The following is an 18,101-nucleotide window of genomic DNA, read 5'->3' as shown; positions in this document are numbered from 1 at the left end:
CTTCAAAGGTGCTTTCGTACCTTTGCACCATGGATAAAGACCTTGAAAACTTACCAAAATTAGCCAAAGACGCTTTACAAGAAAATAAGAAGTATTTTCAACGATTAAAAAAGCGTACCCCTAAACGCTTAGATTTATTAATGCAAGAATTGCATGAGGAAGAATTTGAGCGTACCGACTGTTTAGAATGTGCTAATTGTTGTAAAACGACTTCACCAATTTTTACTGAAAAAGATATAGAGCGCATTGCAAAACACTTAAAAATGAAGGTGATTGATTTTACTAATCAATATTTACAGCGAGATGAAGATAATTTCATGGTCTTACAATCTGCTCCGTGTACTTTTTTAGATGAATCAGATAATACGTGTTTTATTTATGATGTGCGTCCAAAAGCTTGCTCAGAATATCCACATACCAATCGTAAAAAGTTTATCCAATTAGCAGATTTAACTATTAAAAATACGGAGGTCTGTCCTGCAACTTACCGAATAGTAGAGGAGTTGAAAAAGAGATTACCACAATCGGGAAGTTCTAAGAAATAAGTTTTTATAGATATTTTTTCTATTTTTAGGAAAAATATATCATAGTGGAAACTCTTATACATTATTTTGAAACAATTCCTTCTAGTCATAGAAGTATTATTTTAGTTGGCGGAATTACTTTCTTTTGGTTATTGGAAGGCGCTGTACCATTATTTAGTTTTAAATACAATAAATGGAAACACGCATGGCCTAATTTATTTTTCACTGCAACTACGGTAATTATCAATTTTGTATTGGCATTCTTATTATTAAAGACCGCCGATTGGGTGCAAGCAAATGACTTTGGATTAATCAACTGGCTACCCGAAATGCCATTGTGGTTGTACGTATTGTTAGGTGTATTATTTTTAGACTTCTTCGGAGCTTATTTAGCACATTTAGTTGAACATAAAGTAAAACCTTTGTGGATGGTACATTTAGTTCACCATTCTGATCATAAAGTGGATACCACAACAGCAAACAGACATCACCCGATAGAAAGTGTAATTCGTTTTACATTTACTTTAGTAGGTGTTTTTTTAGTCGGGACTCCAATAGCTATAATAATGTTGTACCAATCAATATCGTTAGTGTTTACGCAGTTAACACATGCTAATATAAAAATGCCTAAAAAGTTAGATAAGGTATTGAGTTATGTGATTGTATCACCCGATATGCACAAAGTACATCATCATAATTTATTACCCTATACAGATTCTAACTACGGAAATATCTTTTCTATTTGGGACCGTTTATTAGGAACGTATATGGAGTTAGATAGAGAAAAAATAGTGTATGGAGTAGATACATTTCCAGATGAAGAAAAAAACTCTAGTTTAAAAGAGTTGTTAAAGCAGCCGTTTCAAGGCTATCGAAAACCTACGAATTTAAAGGGAATTAAATAAAAAAAGCAAGCCGTTAGGCTTGCTTTCACTATTATATAGGCTCTCCTAATCCACTTCCATAAGGTGTTGGTTCACCAACTTCATATAAAGCTATACATGTATATCCTTTAGCTTGTAATAAATTGGCATAACTATGTGTTCTAACATAAGTACAACCAAAAACGCTACTACAACATTTAGCGACAAATGAAGTTCCACCATTAATAATTTTTTGTTCAGATTTGTTTAAAACTTTTCCTAGGCTTAAAATGCTTTTTTTCATAATAATATAAATTTGATTGTTAATAATGATTCAAACCTAAAAAGTTTTTAAAAAAGGTTACGAATTAACTTTGTAAAGGATAGGAATTAATTTATAAAGAGGTATTTTTTAGGTTAAAAAAGGGTTTTGCCTGTGTTTTAAATAGCTGTTTAACTGGTGTTTGTGTTTTTTAGTTCATGTAAATTTGATTTCATAATTAACCCCGAAAACTATTATTTTATGAAACAACTACAAAACTTTGTATTAGTAAGCGTCGCCTCTGATACTACAAGCATGGCAAAAAGAAGACACTGCAAACGAACTGTTAAACAACAAAAACTTAGAGGTAAAAGAGATTTTCTCGAAACTTAGGGAAGGGAATAACGATGAAGATAATGGTATGATAGCATTCAGAAATGAAGGCGAGTCATTACGATTGGTATTTTCTAGAAGTTTAGAAGAAGAAAGTTTCATTATCTCAGAAGACATATCTCTAAGAAACGATATAGCAAAGGAATTAGGTAAAACTAATATTACTTTACAAGCAAATAAATACGTTGTAGATTATTCTCGTTTTAAAAACGGAGAGGTTTTAATACCTCTAAAAAAATTAAAAAACTAACTAATCAAACGAATAAATTCTTAGTAGATGCTAAGGATTTTAAAAAATAAGAAAAAATGAAAAAACAAAATTTTTTATGGATGGCAGTAATGTGTTTTACATTACTTTTTAGCTGTCAAAGTGAAGAAATAATTGAAAATGAATCAAAAAAAGAAGAATTACAATTAGCAAAAGGAAGTACAGTAACTATTAATCATACGTACGATTATTATGGAAAACAATTTAAAATATCTTATGTATATAATGAAGAAAGTGGAGAAGTATTGAAGGCAGATGGAGATGTAGATTTTGCTCAAGAAATTTTTGGTAACGAAGAAAAAGCTCCAAAATCATTGTTTTTTAATAATCCAGAAGAAGGAAGCACTGATATTGAAGTAAAAGTTTTCGATAATACAGAAGACTTAAAAAAATACACCTCAAAAGTAGCAGAAGGTTTCCCAGGAGATCAAGTTTCAACAGAAGGGAAGTCATCAAAATGTAATAGCTATGATGTGTATGGCTCGGGTAACTTTTATTTCTATAAACATGCCTACTATAACACAGAAATGACAGGCATGAGAAGGCAAAAACGCTATTATTACAGAGACCATTGGGTTGGGTCAGGAAATAACGACCAATTATCTTCTTTAAAAATTAGAAAACCAACTTATAGACGACAAGTAGTATATTTATACCAACACTCTTGTTATGGAGGAAAAGTTATAGGCTTTTATTCACCAACAGGTTATTTAGGGTTAAACGTAGGGAATCTTAAATGGTACACCATGTCTGGTTGGTGGTGGTGGAAGAAGTCTTGGAACGACCAGGTTTCTTCTACATCAGGCTGGGCTTGGTAATAAAATAAACGATATCGTATTTAGTTGCTTGTAAAATAATAAAAGAACCTCAGAAGATTTTTCTTCTGAGGTTTTATAATTGTTTTTGGTCTTTATGTTTCTCAATCAACTCCAATACTTTCCTCCCTCTGGCTTTACAACCTTTACTTTCATGAATCACTTTTGTTCGAATAATATGTTCCAGTTCAGGGTGTACCCAATCTTTTTGTAAACCAAGTAAATATAAAGTATTCATGGTGTAGGCTTTAACTGCTATTTTTTGATCGGTAATCAACCAATCGAATCCAGTTTCTATAATTAAATCGATATCAGTTTCTGTTAACTGTTCTTTTATACCATTGGTTGTTTTTGAGGAAAAAGCAGTTGCTAAATGTTCACAAATTTTAGCACAAGGTCTTATAGCGCTATCAAAGTGTACTCTATATATATTTTTTGTAAAAATAGGGAGATAAGGAATAATATATTCAATTCCATTATGTGTACAAATCCATTCCAGTACCCAAGCAGCTTTAATAGATAGTTTATTATCAACATCGAAAGTAACATCAACTAAAAACTTTACTAATTCAGGTTGCTTTAATACAATATTTGCAGCATTATTTCTGTTTACTCTAGCAGGATTATCAACATTTTCTAGCACAGAAATTAAAAAATCAAGACTCATATTGGTATGGTTTATGTAAATTTGAATTGTAAAAGAAATTATAGCATGATAAATATAAAAAGGATATTTTCAACAACACTTTTGTTATCGGTATTTTTTATTACAGCTGCACAAGCTCAAAAAATAAATAAATTTGATGCTAATGGAAACAGACATGGAGTTTGGAAAAAATATTATGACGATACTAAAAATAAAATAAGGTACTCAGGCGAATTTAAAAATGGAAAAGAAGTAGGAACATTTAATTTTTATGAACCTAACTCTTATGGAATTCCTTCTATGACTAAAGAATTTTCTGCAAAATCAGATAGTGCTTTTGTACAATTTTTTACACCAAATGGAAAAGTAAAAACAAAAGGATGGATGATAGGAAAAAAACGAGTAGGAAAATGGACGTATTATTTTTCAGACGGAAAACTTTTTTCAGAAGAAGAATATGCTGATGGTAAATTAGATGGAGTTTTAAAAAACTACTATAGAAATGGTAAATTAACTGAAGAAAGTATTTATAAAGATGGTAAGAAAAATGGACTTTCTAAGATTTTTACTGAAGAAGGAGTGATGATTGAAGAAGTGTATTATGTAAATGGTAAATTAGAAGGAGAAGGGAAATACTACGATTTAAAAGGAGATTTAAAAGAAAAAGGGATGTATAAAAATGGTAAGAGAGATGGTAAATGGCAATTTTACATGGATGGAGAAGTAGTTACCGACAAGAGAAAGAAAAAAGCGTTTTCAATTCCTAAAAATTAAATTATAAATATTAATAATTTAAATAACACTAGAAAAGAAAATAAACTGAGCCTTATCAGAGATTAGAATTCATCAATTTTAGTAATGAAGCCATCAATTATTTCCATAATATAAACATTTTTTATTTCGTAAATTTGTAGCTTCAAAAGTATAAGATGAAAAGAGTAGTAGTAGGACTTTCAGGAGGCGTAGATAGTAGTGTAACAGCGTATTTACTAAAAGAACGGGGATACGAAGTTATTGGATTGTTCATGAAGAACTGGCATGATGATTCAGTAACCATTTCTAATGAATGTCCATGGTTAGAAGATAGTAACGACGCCATGATTGTTGCAGAAAAATTAGGAATTCCATTTCAAACAGTTGATTTAAGCGAACAATACAAAGAGCGTATTGTTGATTATATGTTTAATGAATATGAAAAAGGACGTACACCTAATCCTGATGTATTATGTAATCGAGAAATTAAGTTTGATGTGTTTATGGATATCGCGTTAAGTTTAGGAGCTGATTATGTAGCAACAGGGCATTACTGTAGAAAAGCAGAAGAAATAATTGATGGAAAGCCTGTATACAAGTTATTAGCAGGAAAGGATACGAATAAAGATCAATCATACTTTTTATGTCAATTATCACAAGAACAACTGTCAAAGGCATTGTTCCCAATTGGAGAATTGACAAAACCAGAAGTTCGTGAAATAGCCAAAGAAGCAGATTTAATTACAGCTGATAAAAAAGACAGTCAAGGCTTGTGTTTTATAGGAAAAGTAAGACTTCCAGATTTTTTACAACAAAAACTACAACCGAAAGAAGGAGATATTGTCCGAATTCCAGATGAATTTGAGCAGTACAATCGTTTAGTTCCAGAATTTGAGAATAAAGAAGCGGAGTTAGCATATTTTTCAACGAAGTTCTCTTATAATAAAGAAGATGGAAAAGTAGTAGGTAAACATCAAGGCGCACATTATTTCACCAAAGGACAACGTAAAGGGTTAGCAGTTGGAGGTACCAAAGAACCATTGTTTGTGATTGAAACCGATGTAGATACCAACATTATTTATACAGGAGAAGGAAAAAATCACCAAGGATTGTATCGAAGTGTATTATTTGTATCAAATGAAGAATTGCACTGGGTACGTGAAGATGTAGCTTTACAAACTGGTGAGTCTATGGAGGTAGAAGCACGTATTCGTTACCGACAACCATTAGAAAAAGCTACTCTGTATAAAGTAGATAACGGAATTTATGTTGAATTTGAAAATCCACAATCGGCTATTCAAGAAGGGCAGTTTGTTGCTTGGTATAAAAATGAAGAGCTATTAGGTTCTGGTGTGATTTCTTAAAAAGGGAAAAAAATAAAACTATGAAAAAGATATTCTTATTATTGTTGGTGTTCATAAATATTAATGGATATTCACAGAAAGACTCTATTATAAACTATTTAGACGAGAAAGGTAATATAATCAACAATAAGGAGAAAGCAATGTCTTTTGAAATTATTACTAAGAGTGCAGATTCATTATGGTTGGTAAGGAAGTATAAACGTAGCGGAAAACTATATAACTATACACATTATCTAACAAAGGAGAAAAAGATTAAAATAGGAGAGTCAGTTTCGTTCAATAAAAATGGAAAAATATCAGCATTAACTTTCTACAATAAAAAAGGTAAAAGAAATGGGAGAATACAAACATGGTTCGATAATGGGAATAAGGATATTGAAGGAGTTTATATAGATGGTAAGAGAGAAGGAGTATGGAAAATTTACCATTATAATGGTAAATTGGCAGGTAGAGGAATCGCCAAAAGCGATTCGATAATTAAAACAACTTATTATAATGACAAGGGAGAAAAGATTGATGATTTAAAAAACATTATAAAAGAAAAGAGACCAACTTTTAAAGGGGGTAAGGATAAATATTACAAGCAACTTAAAAAGTTAACAAGTAAGATAAGTTACAAAGTTAAAGGTCAGATTATAGTTGAATATGTAATTGATATAAAAGGAGCAGTAAGAGATGTTACCATCAATGAAAAGGTTCCTAAAAAGTTAGAAAATGAAATTGTTCGTTTTTTTGAAAACTTAAAAGGGTGGGAGCCAGCGATACATATGAATAGAAAGATTCCTTTCAACTTTTCTCAACCATTAAACTTCAGAGGATAAAAATGCAAAACAGAATTACCAAACTATTTAATATACAGTATCCAATTGTTCAAGGTGGAATGATTTGGGTTTCAGGATGGAAGCTAGCTTCTGCAGTGTCAAATGCAGGTGGATTAGGGTTAATTGGAGCAGGATCTATGTATCCAGAAGTACTTCGTGAACACATTCAAAAATGTAAAAAAGCAACGGATAAGCCTTTTGGGGTAAATGTGCCAATGTTGTATCCTGATATAGAGAAAATCATGGATATTATTGTTGAGGAAGGGGTGAAAATTGTGTTTACTTCCGCAGGGAATCCAAAAACATGGACCTCTTTTTTAAAGGAAAAAGGAATTACTGTAGCTCATGTGGTAAGTTCAGTAAAATTTGCTTTAAAAGCGGAAGCAGCTGGAGTAGATGCTGTGGTATGTGAAGGATTTGAAGCAGGAGGTCATAACGGACGTGAAGAAACGACTACGTTTACGTTAATTCCTATGGTTAAAGAACAAGTGAAGATTCCTGTAATTGCCGCAGGGGGAATAGGCTCTGGTAGAGGAATGTTAGCAGCAATGGTGTTGGGAGCAGACGGAGTGCAAATAGGAAGTCGTTTTGCAGCTACGGTAGAATCTTCTGCACATGATAATTTCAAGAAAACTATTGTAGATGTAAAAGACGGTGGCACACATTTAACTTTAAAAGAGTTAGCGCCAGTTCGTTTGGTAAAAAACAAGTTTTATCAAGAAATACAAGAGTTATATCAGCAAGGACCATCAGTAGAACAATTAAAAGAATTGTTAGGGCGTGCGCGTGCTAAAAGAGGTATGTTTGAAGGAAACTTGGACGATGGAGAACTAGAAATAGGTCAAGTAGCAGGGCTTATCCATGAAATTAAACCAGCAAAAGAAGTGTTAGAAGCAATTGTAGAAGAATATCAGCAAGTGAAAAAAGAACAGTTGTTTTAATCGCAGAGCGATTGCCAAAAAAAAATAGAAACGTCATTCCGACGAGGTAGGAGTAGGAATCTTATAAAGATGAGTTATAAACATGCTCTTCTCGTACTAACGAATGAAAATTAAGGTAAAACAAAATAATAATGCTTAAACAATTAATCAGTATTCTGTTTTTAATTATAGGCATTTACCAGCTATTTAAGTTAGTTAATTTAATTGAAAGCAATAAGGAGTCTTTTAAGATATTTATAGGTTATAGTAAAAATAAGTTATCCTAACCAAAAGGTTCAGAGATGTTCTTCAAGTTATTTTTTAGATACTTTCTACTTTTTTTAATTAGCATGTTTATATTTGGTCAACTTGTTTAGCTTTTCCTAAAGGAGACGAGAATTAGTAATTAGATTTTTTTAATCAGTACTTTACAAGAATAAATCTAATACTGTTTTCAACACTTTTGAGAACTAACAAATTTCTCTTTAATAATTTGTGCCACAGGTTTATTTTCAATCTTACTTTCAAGCCAAGAAAGGATGTCTAAATATAAAAAAGCTCTTTTTTCATAAGGATGGTTCTCATAAACCTTAAGGCGACTGTGTACTTTTTTTAACTCCTTTTTTATTTGGTGCGGATATACATCTCCCAATGCTTTTATAGAAGAAATAAACTCTTTTTGAACCTCTTGTAAATTTTCCATTTTTAGTAAAAAACGATAAGTGTCTTTAAACTGTCGTTCCAAATCATAATCCAAGCCACATTCGTAATGAGCAATTAAAGAAAGCACCCTAGCAAAACACTGTAAATCGTTAGCTACTTGAATATTTTTAGGTTTAATGATCTTATTTAAATACAAAATACACTCTTTGTTTTTACCCATACCAAAGTACAAACAAGCAATTTTATAGTAAAATACAACGATATGATGATTATCAAGACGATCCTTATAACTATTAATCTTATCATTAATAATAGCTACTAAATATTCACCCTCAGAAAAACTACCCTCTAAGAAATGTAAGTGCAATTTGTTAGCATAATAATATAGAAAAGTTAAGATTTCAGTATTGCTATTTTGCGGAATACTTTTTTCTTTAATTTCCTTTTCAAATAAAGAAAGCTCTTCTTTAAACTTATCATAATGCTTTATAAAAAATAAGCTCTCTAATAAGTAGTTTTTTCCTTTTAAATAAAAAACAGGATGCAAAGAAATATTCTTAGTATCATGCTTAAATAAATCTACCCATTTGTTAGCATACTTATAACACTGTAAAAAATCCTGCGTTAAAAAGCTATGCCACAAATGTGCTTTGTATAACCATAATTTTTCTCTAAAACCCAAGTCTTCATACGTATATTCAGGAAGTTTAGAGTAAAAATAAGTATTCACTCCTTGCAGCTCTTCATCGTTTTTTACGTAGCCATTTTTCAGCAATGTACCATACAATTGTAATGACAGATTAGATAACTTACTAGCAATAACATTTTGCATACTAAGCTCTTTTGCTTGAACAGTTAATTCGTCAGAACGTGTATCAATACTTCGGGTTATATACTGACTTTCAATAACCTTTTCAAGCTCAACAATTTCATAGGCAATATTCTTCTCTTCATTCTCAACCGCCATATTTTTTGCTTTGTCAAGCAGCTTTAAACTCTGTTTGTATAGTCCTTTTTGATATAAAACAGTAGCAAAATCTAACTGCTCACGTATTTGAATTCGAATGTTTTTATGAGAAGGATTCATACGAAGACTAATAAGTATTTGCTTGTATAAATGTGCTTTTAAGTTAGATAATTGCTGTTTACTAACCACACCGCTATCTATAATGGTCCTTTCGTTATAACTCTTTTGTTTTTCAAGCAATTTAAAAAGCGCAAAAAATTTCGCATCTACATTACCCCCTAAACGACCAACATATAAATTAAACTGACGTTTTTCTGACTTTGATAAAGACTTAATCAAAACAAACAAAGCATCATTTTGTTGATTGGAGAATGTAATTGGTTTACGCATAACTTTTTGTTTTTCAGTGTTTTGTTTTTGTTTTTTGTTGTTTTGATATCGTAACTAACCCATTAAAAAAGAGCTTGCTAGAAAAGCCAATATATACATTTGGTTTTTATTTTGATAATCATAGTTAGATTTATGCAAAGCGATAAAATTCAAATTTTCGATACCACATTACGAGACGGAGAGCAAGTCCCAGGATGTAAATTAGATACCCAACAAAAACTAATTATTGCAGAAAGACTCGATTTTTTAGGAGTTGATGTAATAGAAGCAGGTTTCCCAGTATCAAGCCCAGGAGATTTTACATCAGTACAAGAAATAGCTAAATTGGTTAAAAATGCTGCTGTTTGCGGATTAACAAGAGCCGTTAAAAAAGACATAGAAGTAGCAGCAGATGCTTTAAAGTTTGCTAACAAGCCTAGGATTCATACGGGGATTGGTACCAGTGATTCACATATTCAGTATAAATTTAATGCTTCGAAAGAAGAAGTGATTAGGCGAGCAAAAGAAGCTGTTTCGTATGCTAAAAACTTTGTAGGCGATGTGGAGTTTTATGCAGAAGATGCAGGTAGAACCGATAATGCTTTTTTAGCCAAAGTTTGTGAAGAAGTTATAAAATCAGGAGCAACAGTGTTGAATATTCCAGATACTACAGGGTATTGTTTACCTGAAGAATACGGAGCAAAAATTAAATACCTAAAAGACAATGTTAAAGGTATTGAAAATGTAATTATTTCTTGTCACTGCCATAACGATTTAGGATTGGCTACTGCAAATTCTATTGCAGGAGCTATCAATGGTGCACGTCAGATAGAATGTACGGTTAACGGAATAGGAGAGCGAGCAGGAAATACAGCATTAGAAGAGGTGGTGATGATTTTAAAGCAGCATCCATATTTAAATCTTCAAACAGATATCAATACCAAATTATTGTACGATACAAGTATGATGGTTCGCGAGCGTATGGGAATGCCTGTACAACCAAATAAAGCTATTGTAGGAGCAAATGCCTTTGCTCATAGTTCAGGAATTCATCAAGATGGAGTAATCAAGAACCGTGAAACCTATGAAATTATTGATCCAGCAGATGTAGGAGTTACAGAAAGTGCTATTGTATTAACTGCAAGAAGCGGAAGAGCAGCCTTAGCATACCGAGCAAAAAAGATAGGGTATGAGCTGACTAAAATTCAGTTAGATACAGCTTATAAAACATTCTTACAGTTTGCTGACAGACAAAAAGAAGTAATCGACGAAGACATTCATCAGATTATGAAACAAGTAAATAAAATTTCAAAAATAGCCATAGCTTAATGGGAAAGACATTATTTGATAAAGTATGGGATGCGCATGTGGTAGACACTGTTAAAGACGGACCGCAGATTTTATATATAGACAAACATTTAATTCATGAAGTAACGAGTCCGCAAGCATTTAATGAGTTAAAAGAACGTAAGATTCCGATTGCACGACCAGACAAAACAGTAGCAACAGCCGATCATAATACGCCAACCGTAAATCAACATTTACCCATAAAAGACAAACTGTCAAGGCATCAACTAGAGCAGTTAACACAAAACTGTAAAGAAAATGATATTACTTTATATGGTTTAGGACATCGATATAATGGAATTGTACATGTAATGGCTCCCGAGTTAGGAATTACGCAACCAGGAATGACTATGGTTTGTGGAGATAGTCATACATCAACACACGGTGCTTTTGGTACCATTGCTTTTGGTATTGGAACAAGCCAAGTAGCTCAAGTATTTGCAAGTCAATGTTTGTTATTAGAAAAGCCAAAAAGTTTGCGTGTAAATGTAAACGGTAAGTTGAAAAAAGGAGTGCTACCTAAAGATGTAATCTTGTATATCATAGCACAATTAGGAACAAATTCAGGTACAGGATACTTCTGCGAATATGCAGGAAATGTGTTTGAAGAAATGTCTATGGAAGGACGTATGACTGTGTGTAATATGAGTATTGAAATGGGAGCCAGAGGCGGTATGATTGCTCCTGATGAAACCACTTTTGAATATGTAAAAGGACGTGAGTTTGCACCAAAAGGAGACGAGTTTGATAACAAAGTAGCCTATTGGAAAACATTAAAGACTGATAAAAGTGCAAAATTTGATAAAGAATACACTTTTAAGGCAGAAGACATAGAACCAATGCTTACCTACGGAACCAACCCAGGAATGGGAATAAAAATTTCAGAAAATATTCCCCAGTTTAATGATGTTTCCTTTGAAAAGTCATTACAATATATGAACTTTCAAAAAGGAGCATCATTAATAAATACGCCCGTTAACTATGTATTTATTGGAAGTTGCACAAACTCAAGAATAGAAGATTTTAGAGTTGCAGCAGACTATATAAAAGGAAAACAAAAAGCAGCAAATGTAAATGCGTGGTTAGTACCAGGTTCTCAACAAGTAGCAAAACAAATAAAGCTAGAAGGCTTACAAGAAGTTTTTGAAGCAGCAGGATTTCAATTACGACAACCAGGATGTTCAGCATGTTTAGCAATGAATGACGATAAAATACCAGAAGGAGAATACTGTGTATCAACCTCAAACAGAAACTTTGAAGGACGTCAAGGACAAGGAGCAAGAACCATTTTAGCAAGTCCGTTAATGGCTGCAGCAACAGCAGTAGAAGGAAAAATTACTGACTTTACAAAACAATTAAACTAATGGAGAAATTTGTTAAACTAATAGATACCGCTGTACCACTACCAACCGAGAATATAGATACCGATCAAATTATACCCGCACGATTTTTAAAATCAACCAATAAAGAAGGATTCGGAGATAATGTGTTTAGAGATTGGCGTTACAAAAAGAATGGAAGTATAAACGAAGACTTTGTTTTAAACAACAAAAATTATACTGGAAGTATCTTGATAGCAGGAGATAATTTTGGCTGTGGTTCAAGTAGAGAACATGCTGCATGGGCATTAGCGGGTTACGGATTTAAAGTAGTTATCAGTAGTTTTTTTGCGGATATATTTAAAGGAAATGCACTTAACAATGGAATATTACCAGTACAAGTACCCAAAGAATATTTAGCAAAACTGTTAAAAAAAGTAACTGAATTACCAGATACAACCATTATAGTAGATTTAGAAAATCAAACACTAAAAACACCTGTAGGTAATGTAGATTTTGAAATCAATCCATACAAAAAGCTATGTATGATAAATGGTTATGACGACATAGATTTTTTAATTAGTAAAAAAGATACAATAACAGCTTTTGAAGCAACAATGAAATAAAAAGTAAAAAGATGAAGTACAATATAACGGTAATACCAGGAGATGGAATAGGACCAGAAGTAACAGAACAGGCAAAAAAAGTGCTTAGAGCTGTTGGTAATGTGTTTGACCACACATTTTTATTTACAGAAACATTAATGGGAGCCTGTGCTATTGATAAAACAGGAAACCCGTTGCCAGATGAAACCATTGAATTGTGTAAAAAGAGTGATGCTATTTTATTTGGAGCTATTGGAGATCCAAAATACGATAATGACCCTACAGCAAAAGTACGTCCAGAACAAGGATTATTACGTTTAAGAAAAGAATTAGGATTGTTTTGTAATGTGCGTCCAGTAAAAGCATATGATACGTTACTTCATAATTCACCATTAAAAAAAGATAGAATAGAAGGAACCGATATTACTATTTATAGAGAATTGACTGGAGGAATCTATTTTGGAATTAAAGAATTAAGTGACGACGGACAGCATGCTTTTGACGGTTGTTCATACACCGTAGAAGAAATTGAACGAATGGCGCATTTAGCTTTTCAAGCAGCTCAAAAAAGACGTAAAAAACTAACATTGGTAGACAAAGCTAATGTATTAGAAACGTCAAGGTTATGGCGTAAAGCAGTGACAGCACTGGCTACACAATATCCAGATGTTAAAGTTGATTTCTTGTTTGTAGATAATGCTGCAATGCAATTAATTTTAAATCCAAAACAGTTTGATGTAATTTTAACAGAAAACCTTTTCGGAGATATACTTTCAGATGAAGCAAGTGTAATAGGAGGTTCTATAGGTTTGTTAGCATCAGCTTCAGTAGGAAAAGAAAATGCATTATTTGAGCCTATTCATGGATCTTTCCCACAAGCAAAAGGAAAAGATATTGCAAATCCGTTAGCTTCTATTTTATCGGCAGCAATGTTATTAGAGCATTTAGGTTTAATGCAAGAAGCTAAAGTAGTAGAAGTAGCCGTTCAAAAATCATTAGAATTAGGAATTACTACCGAAGATATCAATTCAGAGAATCCATTTTCTACTAGTAAAGTAGGAGATTTTATTGCGGACTACATCTATAATCAAGAAGATAGTGATATGAACTTCCAAAACATACACATGGGGCAAAGCACTATTATATAAGTTATAAATACTGTAAATTAACCGTAAACTTCCTTTAACTATTTCTGTTAAAGGAAGTTTTGTTTTTAAGTAATTGATATCGTGTTTTTTAATTGTTTAAAAAATCGCTTATTTGTTTGGTATTTAATATTTTATGATTTTTCTGTTTAAATATTCTTTTTTTTAACGTTTTTTTAGGTTTTATTTTAAATATTTAGTTCTAAAGTGTAGATTTACAGTGAATTATAAAACCCTTCATATTATGAAAAAAACAAAGTTAGCCCTAATTATGGGCTTGTCAGTAGGTGTGTTCTTCACCTCATGTTCAAGTGAAAACGAACAAATTAAAGAGCCGGATGCTATACTACAATATAGCGATAACCCAGGGCTCAAACCTGTACCTCAAGAGGTTGTTGATGCTGCAGCTAAATTAGAGTTAAATGTAGATCATATTCGTTATGATAATTTTTACTTTCCTGACGGAACATCAGAAGTGCGCTTATTTTTAGAAGAAGATGTAGTAATGACAGAACAAGAGTTGTTCACTTTAGCAAAGGCTAAGGATGATAATCAATCTGGACGTCAATACTCAACCAATAACTTAGTATCTCAAGGTAGAAATATTTCTATTATCGGATATACAGGTGGTGGTGGATATGGTCTTTCTAGTAAAGAGCAAACAGCACTACAATGGGCGGTAGACAATTACAATAATTTAAGCGGAGTATCTATTAGTTTTACTTTAAGTTTTGGAACTGATTATTCCAATAAAGATATGGTAGTATACCGTAATCCAAATTCATCAGGATCAGGAGGTAGTGCAGGTTTTCCAAGTGGAGGATTACCTTATAAGTGGGTGCAAATTTACGGATTGTCAGGATACACAACAAATGTAAACGAGCATGTAATAACACATGAAATAGGACATTCAGTAGGATTTAGACATACTGATTGGTTTAGTCGTCAAAGTTGTGGACAAAACACTAACGAAGGTACTGCTGGTGTTGGAGCTAACCATGTGTCTGGTACACCAACAGGATACGATTCAACTTCAGTTATGTTAGCTTGCTTTAGCTCTAACGAAGACGGAGAGTTTAATGGTAACGACATTACAGCACTACAAAACATGTACTAAGAAATAACTAACCTTAATACATATCTTTAAACCACCGAATTAAAGTCGGTGGTTTTTTATTGTCTATATTCCTTAGTTTATCATTTATTTTCCTGAGTTTATAAAAAAGACGTTTTAAAGAATGTAAGTCTTAAATACTTTTGAGGTATCTAATTATAAAACATACCATGATGAACCCAAAAAGAGAACTTATTTTTTTAAGAACATTTGCAGTAAGTATAACAGCACTAATAGGAGTTTTAACTACTGTAGCCTTTAAAAATAAAGGAAATACACAATTTGATACCATTGACGTAAAAAGAATTAATATTATTGAAAATGACGGAACGGTAAAAATGCTTATTACTAACGCAGCAAACTTTCCTAGCAAAGGCGATAAGATTAATGGAAGAGTATATCACGAAAGAAAAAAGAGGGCAGGAATGCTTTTTTATAATGAAGAAGGTATAGAGTGTGGTGGATTTATTTATGATGGTAAAAAAACTGAAAAAGGACATAGTTCAGGATTATCATTAACGTTTGATCAGTATGATGGAGACCAAGTAATGCAACTCATAACTACCGATGCTAAGAAAAATGGGAAAAGATACAAAGCAGGCAGGTTGGTGTTTAATGATCGAGGAGACAACGAAACCCAAGAAATGTCCCTAAAAATAGGAGAGGAACTAAAAGCAATCAATGATTTGGAAGAGAGAAGAGCTAAGTTTAAAGAATATCAACAAAAAGGAATGATAGGAGGAGTACCTAGGGTAGCTTTAGGACAAACACCAGGAAAACAAAATGGATTGTTTTTATATGACACTAATGGAAAAACAAGAGCTAAGTTTATTATAGACGAGGATGATAAAATAAAACTAGAAGCCTATGATGAGAAAGGAAATACAGTAAGTACTTGGCCAGAAGATAAATAGAAATACTAGAGTTTGCGGTGAGATTCTTTCAAAAGTTTCATCGCAAATTTGATATATTTGTGAGTACTAATATGAAAACAAACACATCCTTTTTTAGAGAAAATGTTACATTTTTAATCTTTCTCTTTACCTTTTGCTTAATATTTATTTTAAAAAATCAATTTGGGAATTCAGATTCTTGGAAAGATTTTATCTTTTACCCTGATGCTCCTTTTTGGTATTTTTTTAAAGCAGTTTTTATTTTTTGGTGGGTTAGTTTTATCAAAAAGAGTATTAATAAAAACTCAAAAAAGCAGACTTCATTAAGTAGGAGATATGTGCGTTTTTTTGGAATAGGCTTGTTAACATATTTAGTGATAGGAAATAGTTTTGGATTAATTGTCGCGTTCATTTTTGATACTTATTCCAGAAACTTTGGTTCTGTTTATCATATAATATACGTCAATATAAACTCTGTAATTGACTTTATTATTTTTGGTGGATTTTCATTAGCCTACTTGTATTACAAAGAAAATGTAGCGTATCAAAAACAGGTAGCTGCCTATGAAATAAGTAAAGCTAAAAACGAGATTACACAATTAAAAAACCAATTAAACCCTCACTTTCTATTCAATAATTTAAATGTTTTAGATCAGCTTATTGATGAAGACACGGAAAGAGCTTCTTTGTTTTTAAATCGATTTTCAGAGTTGTATAGGTATAGTTTACATAGTGCAGATAAGCAATTAGTTTCATTAAAAGAAGAGTTGTTTTTTGCTGAAGGATATTTTAAGCTAATGGAAGAAAAATATCAGGGGTATTATCAACTACACATAGCACCAGCATTGTATACAAAAAATAGTGTAGTACCACCATTTTGTTTACAAGTTCTTATAGAAAATGCCATTACTCATAATAAAGGAACCTTTGAATCTCCTGTACAAATTACCATTACAGAAGATAAAGGAATTAAAGTAACGAATAACAAAGCGTTGTATTCTAAAAAAAGAAAAAGTAATGGAGTGGCATTGGCTAACCTATCAAAACAATTTGAACTGCTTGCTGAAAATACTATTAAGATACGCGAAACTGAAAAAGAGTTTGAAGTTGTTTTACCATTAACACTACCTCATAAACCTGTTTAGAAATGATAAAAGCACTTATAGTTGAAGATGAGTTACCTGCTAGAAAAAAGCTAAAAAAGTATATAGAAAGTTATCATGAATCTATTACTGTGGTAGAAGAGTTTGAAACGGTAGAAGAAGTGCTTCAGTTTTTTGAATCAACTTCTGATATTGATTTGATTTTTTCTGATATAGAGCTACGAGACGGTAATGTTTTTGAAGCCTATAAAAAGCTAGCAATTCAAACACCAATTATTTTTATTACAGCTTACAACCAGTTTTGGATGCATGCTTTTGAAACCAGCGGAATAGAGTATTTATTAAAACCATATTCGTTTGAACGGTTTGAAAAAGCGGTAGATAAGTACTCAAGCTTAAAAAACTCAATGAAGGTTGAAAATGACCATAATGTTTTACAAAAATTAGATGCTTACTTAGCAAATCAAACAGCTCAAGCTCCTAAAAGCTATCAAGATTTTATTGCTGTTAAATCCTCTCAATATACCTATTTTTTAAAGGTGGATGAGATAGTGTATTTTCAAGCAGATTATGGAATTGTAACTGCATACGATATAAGTAATAAAAAGCATGTATTAAATCAATCTTCTTTAAAAGCATTAGAAGAAATAATAAATCCTAATGTGTTTTTTAAAATTAATAGAGGCGAATTACTCAATAGAAACTATATAGAAAAGATAAGTAGGTATAATAAAAATGTAGTAGCCATCAATCTAAAAAACAGCCAAACAGTTTTAAAAACCAGTCAAAATAAAACAGCAGAGTTTACGAAGTGGTTAGGGTTATAAAAGCTAGAAGATTTAAGAGGTGTTTATTGGTCACAATTTAGTGTTCAAAACCCTGCAATTTGATTGTAGCACTTTCAGTAATAAAAAAAATCAAGTTCTTTTGTGTATTGAAAAACTTAT

19 protein-coding genes and 1 pseudogene are annotated in these 18,101 nt (G+C 32.0%); 17 read left to right on the top strand and 3 right to left on the bottom strand.

The window, feature by feature from the left end; translation table 11 throughout:
• Positions 1 to 29 precede the first annotated feature (29 nt).
• The gene (locus ABMY20_RS13180; RefSeq protein WP_047789088.1) at positions 30 to 545 is read left to right on the top strand and encodes a YkgJ family cysteine cluster protein; all 516 of its coding nucleotides are present in this window, start codon (positions 30 to 32) and stop codon (positions 543 to 545) included.
• A gap of 44 nt (positions 546 to 589) precedes the next feature.
• Entirely contained in the window at positions 590 to 1,429 is an 840-nt protein-coding gene (locus ABMY20_RS13175) for a sterol desaturase family protein (protein WP_173361004.1), read from the top strand.
• Between the two features lie 31 nt (positions 1,430 to 1,460).
• Here ABMY20_RS13175 and ABMY20_RS13170 read toward each other — a convergent pair whose 3' ends face one another.
• Positions 1,461 to 1,691 carry a hypothetical protein gene (locus tag ABMY20_RS13170; RefSeq protein ID WP_047789086.1) on the bottom strand — a complete coding sequence of 77 codons (231 nt, stop codon included), beginning with the start codon at positions 1,689 to 1,691 and terminating at the stop codon, positions 1,461 to 1,463.
• Positions 1,692 to 1,910: 219 nt separating this feature from the next.
• Between ABMY20_RS13170 and ABMY20_RS13165 the strand changes: the two genes are divergently transcribed.
• The 3 genes from ABMY20_RS13165 to ABMY20_RS13155 are packed head-to-tail and all read left to right on the top strand — an operon-like array spanning position 1,911 to position 3,128.
• The gene (locus ABMY20_RS13165) at positions 1,911 to 2,042 is read left to right on the top strand and encodes a hypothetical protein (protein WP_301280573.1); all 132 of its coding nucleotides are present in this window, start codon (positions 1,911 to 1,913) and stop codon (positions 2,040 to 2,042) included.
• A 28-nt stretch (positions 2,043 to 2,070) separates the two neighbouring features.
• Positions 2,071 to 2,292 (top strand): hypothetical protein, encoded by a 222-nt coding sequence (locus ABMY20_RS13160; protein WP_047789085.1) that lies wholly within the window; start codon positions 2,071 to 2,073, stop codon positions 2,290 to 2,292.
• A gap of 56 nt (positions 2,293 to 2,348) precedes the next feature.
• On the top strand, positions 2,349 to 3,128 hold the full coding sequence (locus tag ABMY20_RS13155; protein ID WP_073183735.1) for a hypothetical protein: 780 nt from the start codon (positions 2,349 to 2,351) through the stop codon (positions 3,126 to 3,128).
• A gap of 73 nt (positions 3,129 to 3,201) precedes the next feature.
• Here the strand turns inward: ABMY20_RS13155 and ABMY20_RS13150 are convergent, their stop codons facing one another.
• Positions 3,202 to 3,792 (bottom strand): adenylosuccinate lyase, encoded by a 591-nt coding sequence (locus tag ABMY20_RS13150; RefSeq protein WP_349265527.1) that lies wholly within the window; start codon positions 3,790 to 3,792, stop codon positions 3,202 to 3,204.
• 45 nt (positions 3,793 to 3,837) lie between these two features.
• Here ABMY20_RS13150 and ABMY20_RS13145 point away from each other — a divergent pair, with 45 nt between their 5' ends.
• The 4 genes and pseudogenes from ABMY20_RS13145 to ABMY20_RS13130 all read left to right on the top strand — a co-directional run bounded on the left by ABMY20_RS13145 (position 3,838) and on the right by ABMY20_RS13130 (position 7,650).
• Positions 3,838 to 4,545, top strand: a complete 708-nt coding sequence (locus ABMY20_RS13145; protein WP_047789082.1) for a toxin-antitoxin system YwqK family antitoxin — start codon at positions 3,838 to 3,840, stop codon at positions 4,543 to 4,545.
• 152 nt (positions 4,546 to 4,697) lie between these two features.
• Positions 4,698 to 5,888: pseudogene (gene mnmA, locus ABMY20_RS13140) on the top strand (tRNA 2-thiouridine(34) synthase MnmA); the annotation flags it as partial.
• A gap of 20 nt (positions 5,889 to 5,908) precedes the next feature.
• The gene (locus tag ABMY20_RS13135) at positions 5,909 to 6,709 is read left to right on the top strand and encodes an energy transducer TonB (RefSeq protein WP_159614826.1); all 801 of its coding nucleotides are present in this window, start codon (positions 5,909 to 5,911) and stop codon (positions 6,707 to 6,709) included.
• Positions 6,710 to 6,711: 2 nt separating this feature from the next.
• Positions 6,712 to 7,650, top strand: coding sequence for a nitronate monooxygenase (locus ABMY20_RS13130; protein WP_349265526.1), 939 nt, complete (start codon positions 6,712 to 6,714; stop codon positions 7,648 to 7,650).
• A 433-nt stretch (positions 7,651 to 8,083) separates the two neighbouring features.
• On the opposite strand, the gene ABMY20_RS13125 is transcribed toward ABMY20_RS13130, so the two are convergent.
• On the bottom strand, positions 8,084 to 9,649 hold the full coding sequence (locus tag ABMY20_RS13125) for a hypothetical protein (RefSeq protein ID WP_349265525.1): 1,566 nt from the start codon (positions 9,647 to 9,649) through the stop codon (positions 8,084 to 8,086).
• A 132-nt stretch (positions 9,650 to 9,781) separates the two neighbouring features.
• Here ABMY20_RS13125 and ABMY20_RS13120 point away from each other — a divergent pair, with 132 nt between their 5' ends.
• From ABMY20_RS13120 to ABMY20_RS13085, 8 genes are all read left to right on the top strand, one after another.
• Positions 9,782 to 10,957, top strand: coding sequence for a 2-isopropylmalate synthase (locus ABMY20_RS13120; protein WP_073183722.1), 1,176 nt, complete (start codon positions 9,782 to 9,784; stop codon positions 10,955 to 10,957).
• Positions 10,957 to 12,339 carry a 3-isopropylmalate dehydratase large subunit gene (gene leuC / locus ABMY20_RS13115; protein ID WP_349265524.1) on the top strand — a complete coding sequence of 461 codons (1,383 nt, stop codon included), beginning with the start codon at positions 10,957 to 10,959 and terminating at the stop codon, positions 12,337 to 12,339. The genes ABMY20_RS13120 and leuC overlap by 1 nt, the downstream gene beginning before the upstream one ends.
• A complete protein-coding gene (gene leuD / locus ABMY20_RS13110) occupies positions 12,339 to 12,920 on the top strand; it encodes a 3-isopropylmalate dehydratase small subunit (protein WP_349265523.1) in 582 nt (193 codons plus the stop codon). Before leuC ends, leuD begins: the two co-directional genes overlap by 1 nt.
• Positions 12,921 to 12,931: 11 nt before the next feature.
• Positions 12,932 to 14,047 (top strand): 3-isopropylmalate dehydrogenase, encoded by a 1,116-nt coding sequence (gene leuB / locus ABMY20_RS13105; protein WP_047789075.1) that lies wholly within the window; start codon positions 12,932 to 12,934, stop codon positions 14,045 to 14,047.
• A gap of 241 nt (positions 14,048 to 14,288) precedes the next feature.
• Complete coding sequence (locus tag ABMY20_RS13100) at positions 14,289 to 15,161, top strand: M57 family metalloprotease (protein WP_349265522.1); 873 nt, start codon at positions 14,289 to 14,291, stop codon at positions 15,159 to 15,161.
• A gap of 167 nt (positions 15,162 to 15,328) precedes the next feature.
• Positions 15,329 to 16,072, top strand: coding sequence for a hypothetical protein (locus ABMY20_RS13095; protein ID WP_349265521.1), 744 nt, complete (start codon positions 15,329 to 15,331; stop codon positions 16,070 to 16,072).
• Between the two features lie 71 nt (positions 16,073 to 16,143).
• Positions 16,144 to 17,196 (top strand): histidine kinase, encoded by a 1,053-nt coding sequence (locus ABMY20_RS13090; protein WP_349265520.1) that lies wholly within the window; start codon positions 16,144 to 16,146, stop codon positions 17,194 to 17,196.
• 2 nt (positions 17,197 to 17,198) lie between these two features.
• Positions 17,199 to 17,981: a LytTR family DNA-binding domain-containing protein gene (locus tag ABMY20_RS13085; RefSeq protein WP_239180865.1), complete on the top strand. Its 783-nt coding sequence runs from the start codon at positions 17,199 to 17,201 to the stop codon at positions 17,979 to 17,981.
• The last annotated feature ends 120 nt before the right edge of the window (positions 17,982 to 18,101 follow it).

The organism is Tenacibaculum sp. SSH1-16, assembly GCF_040104435.1.
Classification (GTDB): domain Bacteria; phylum Bacteroidota; class Bacteroidia; order Flavobacteriales; family Flavobacteriaceae; genus Polaribacter; species Polaribacter mesophilus.
This window is presented reverse-complemented; position numbering and strand designations above follow the sequence as displayed.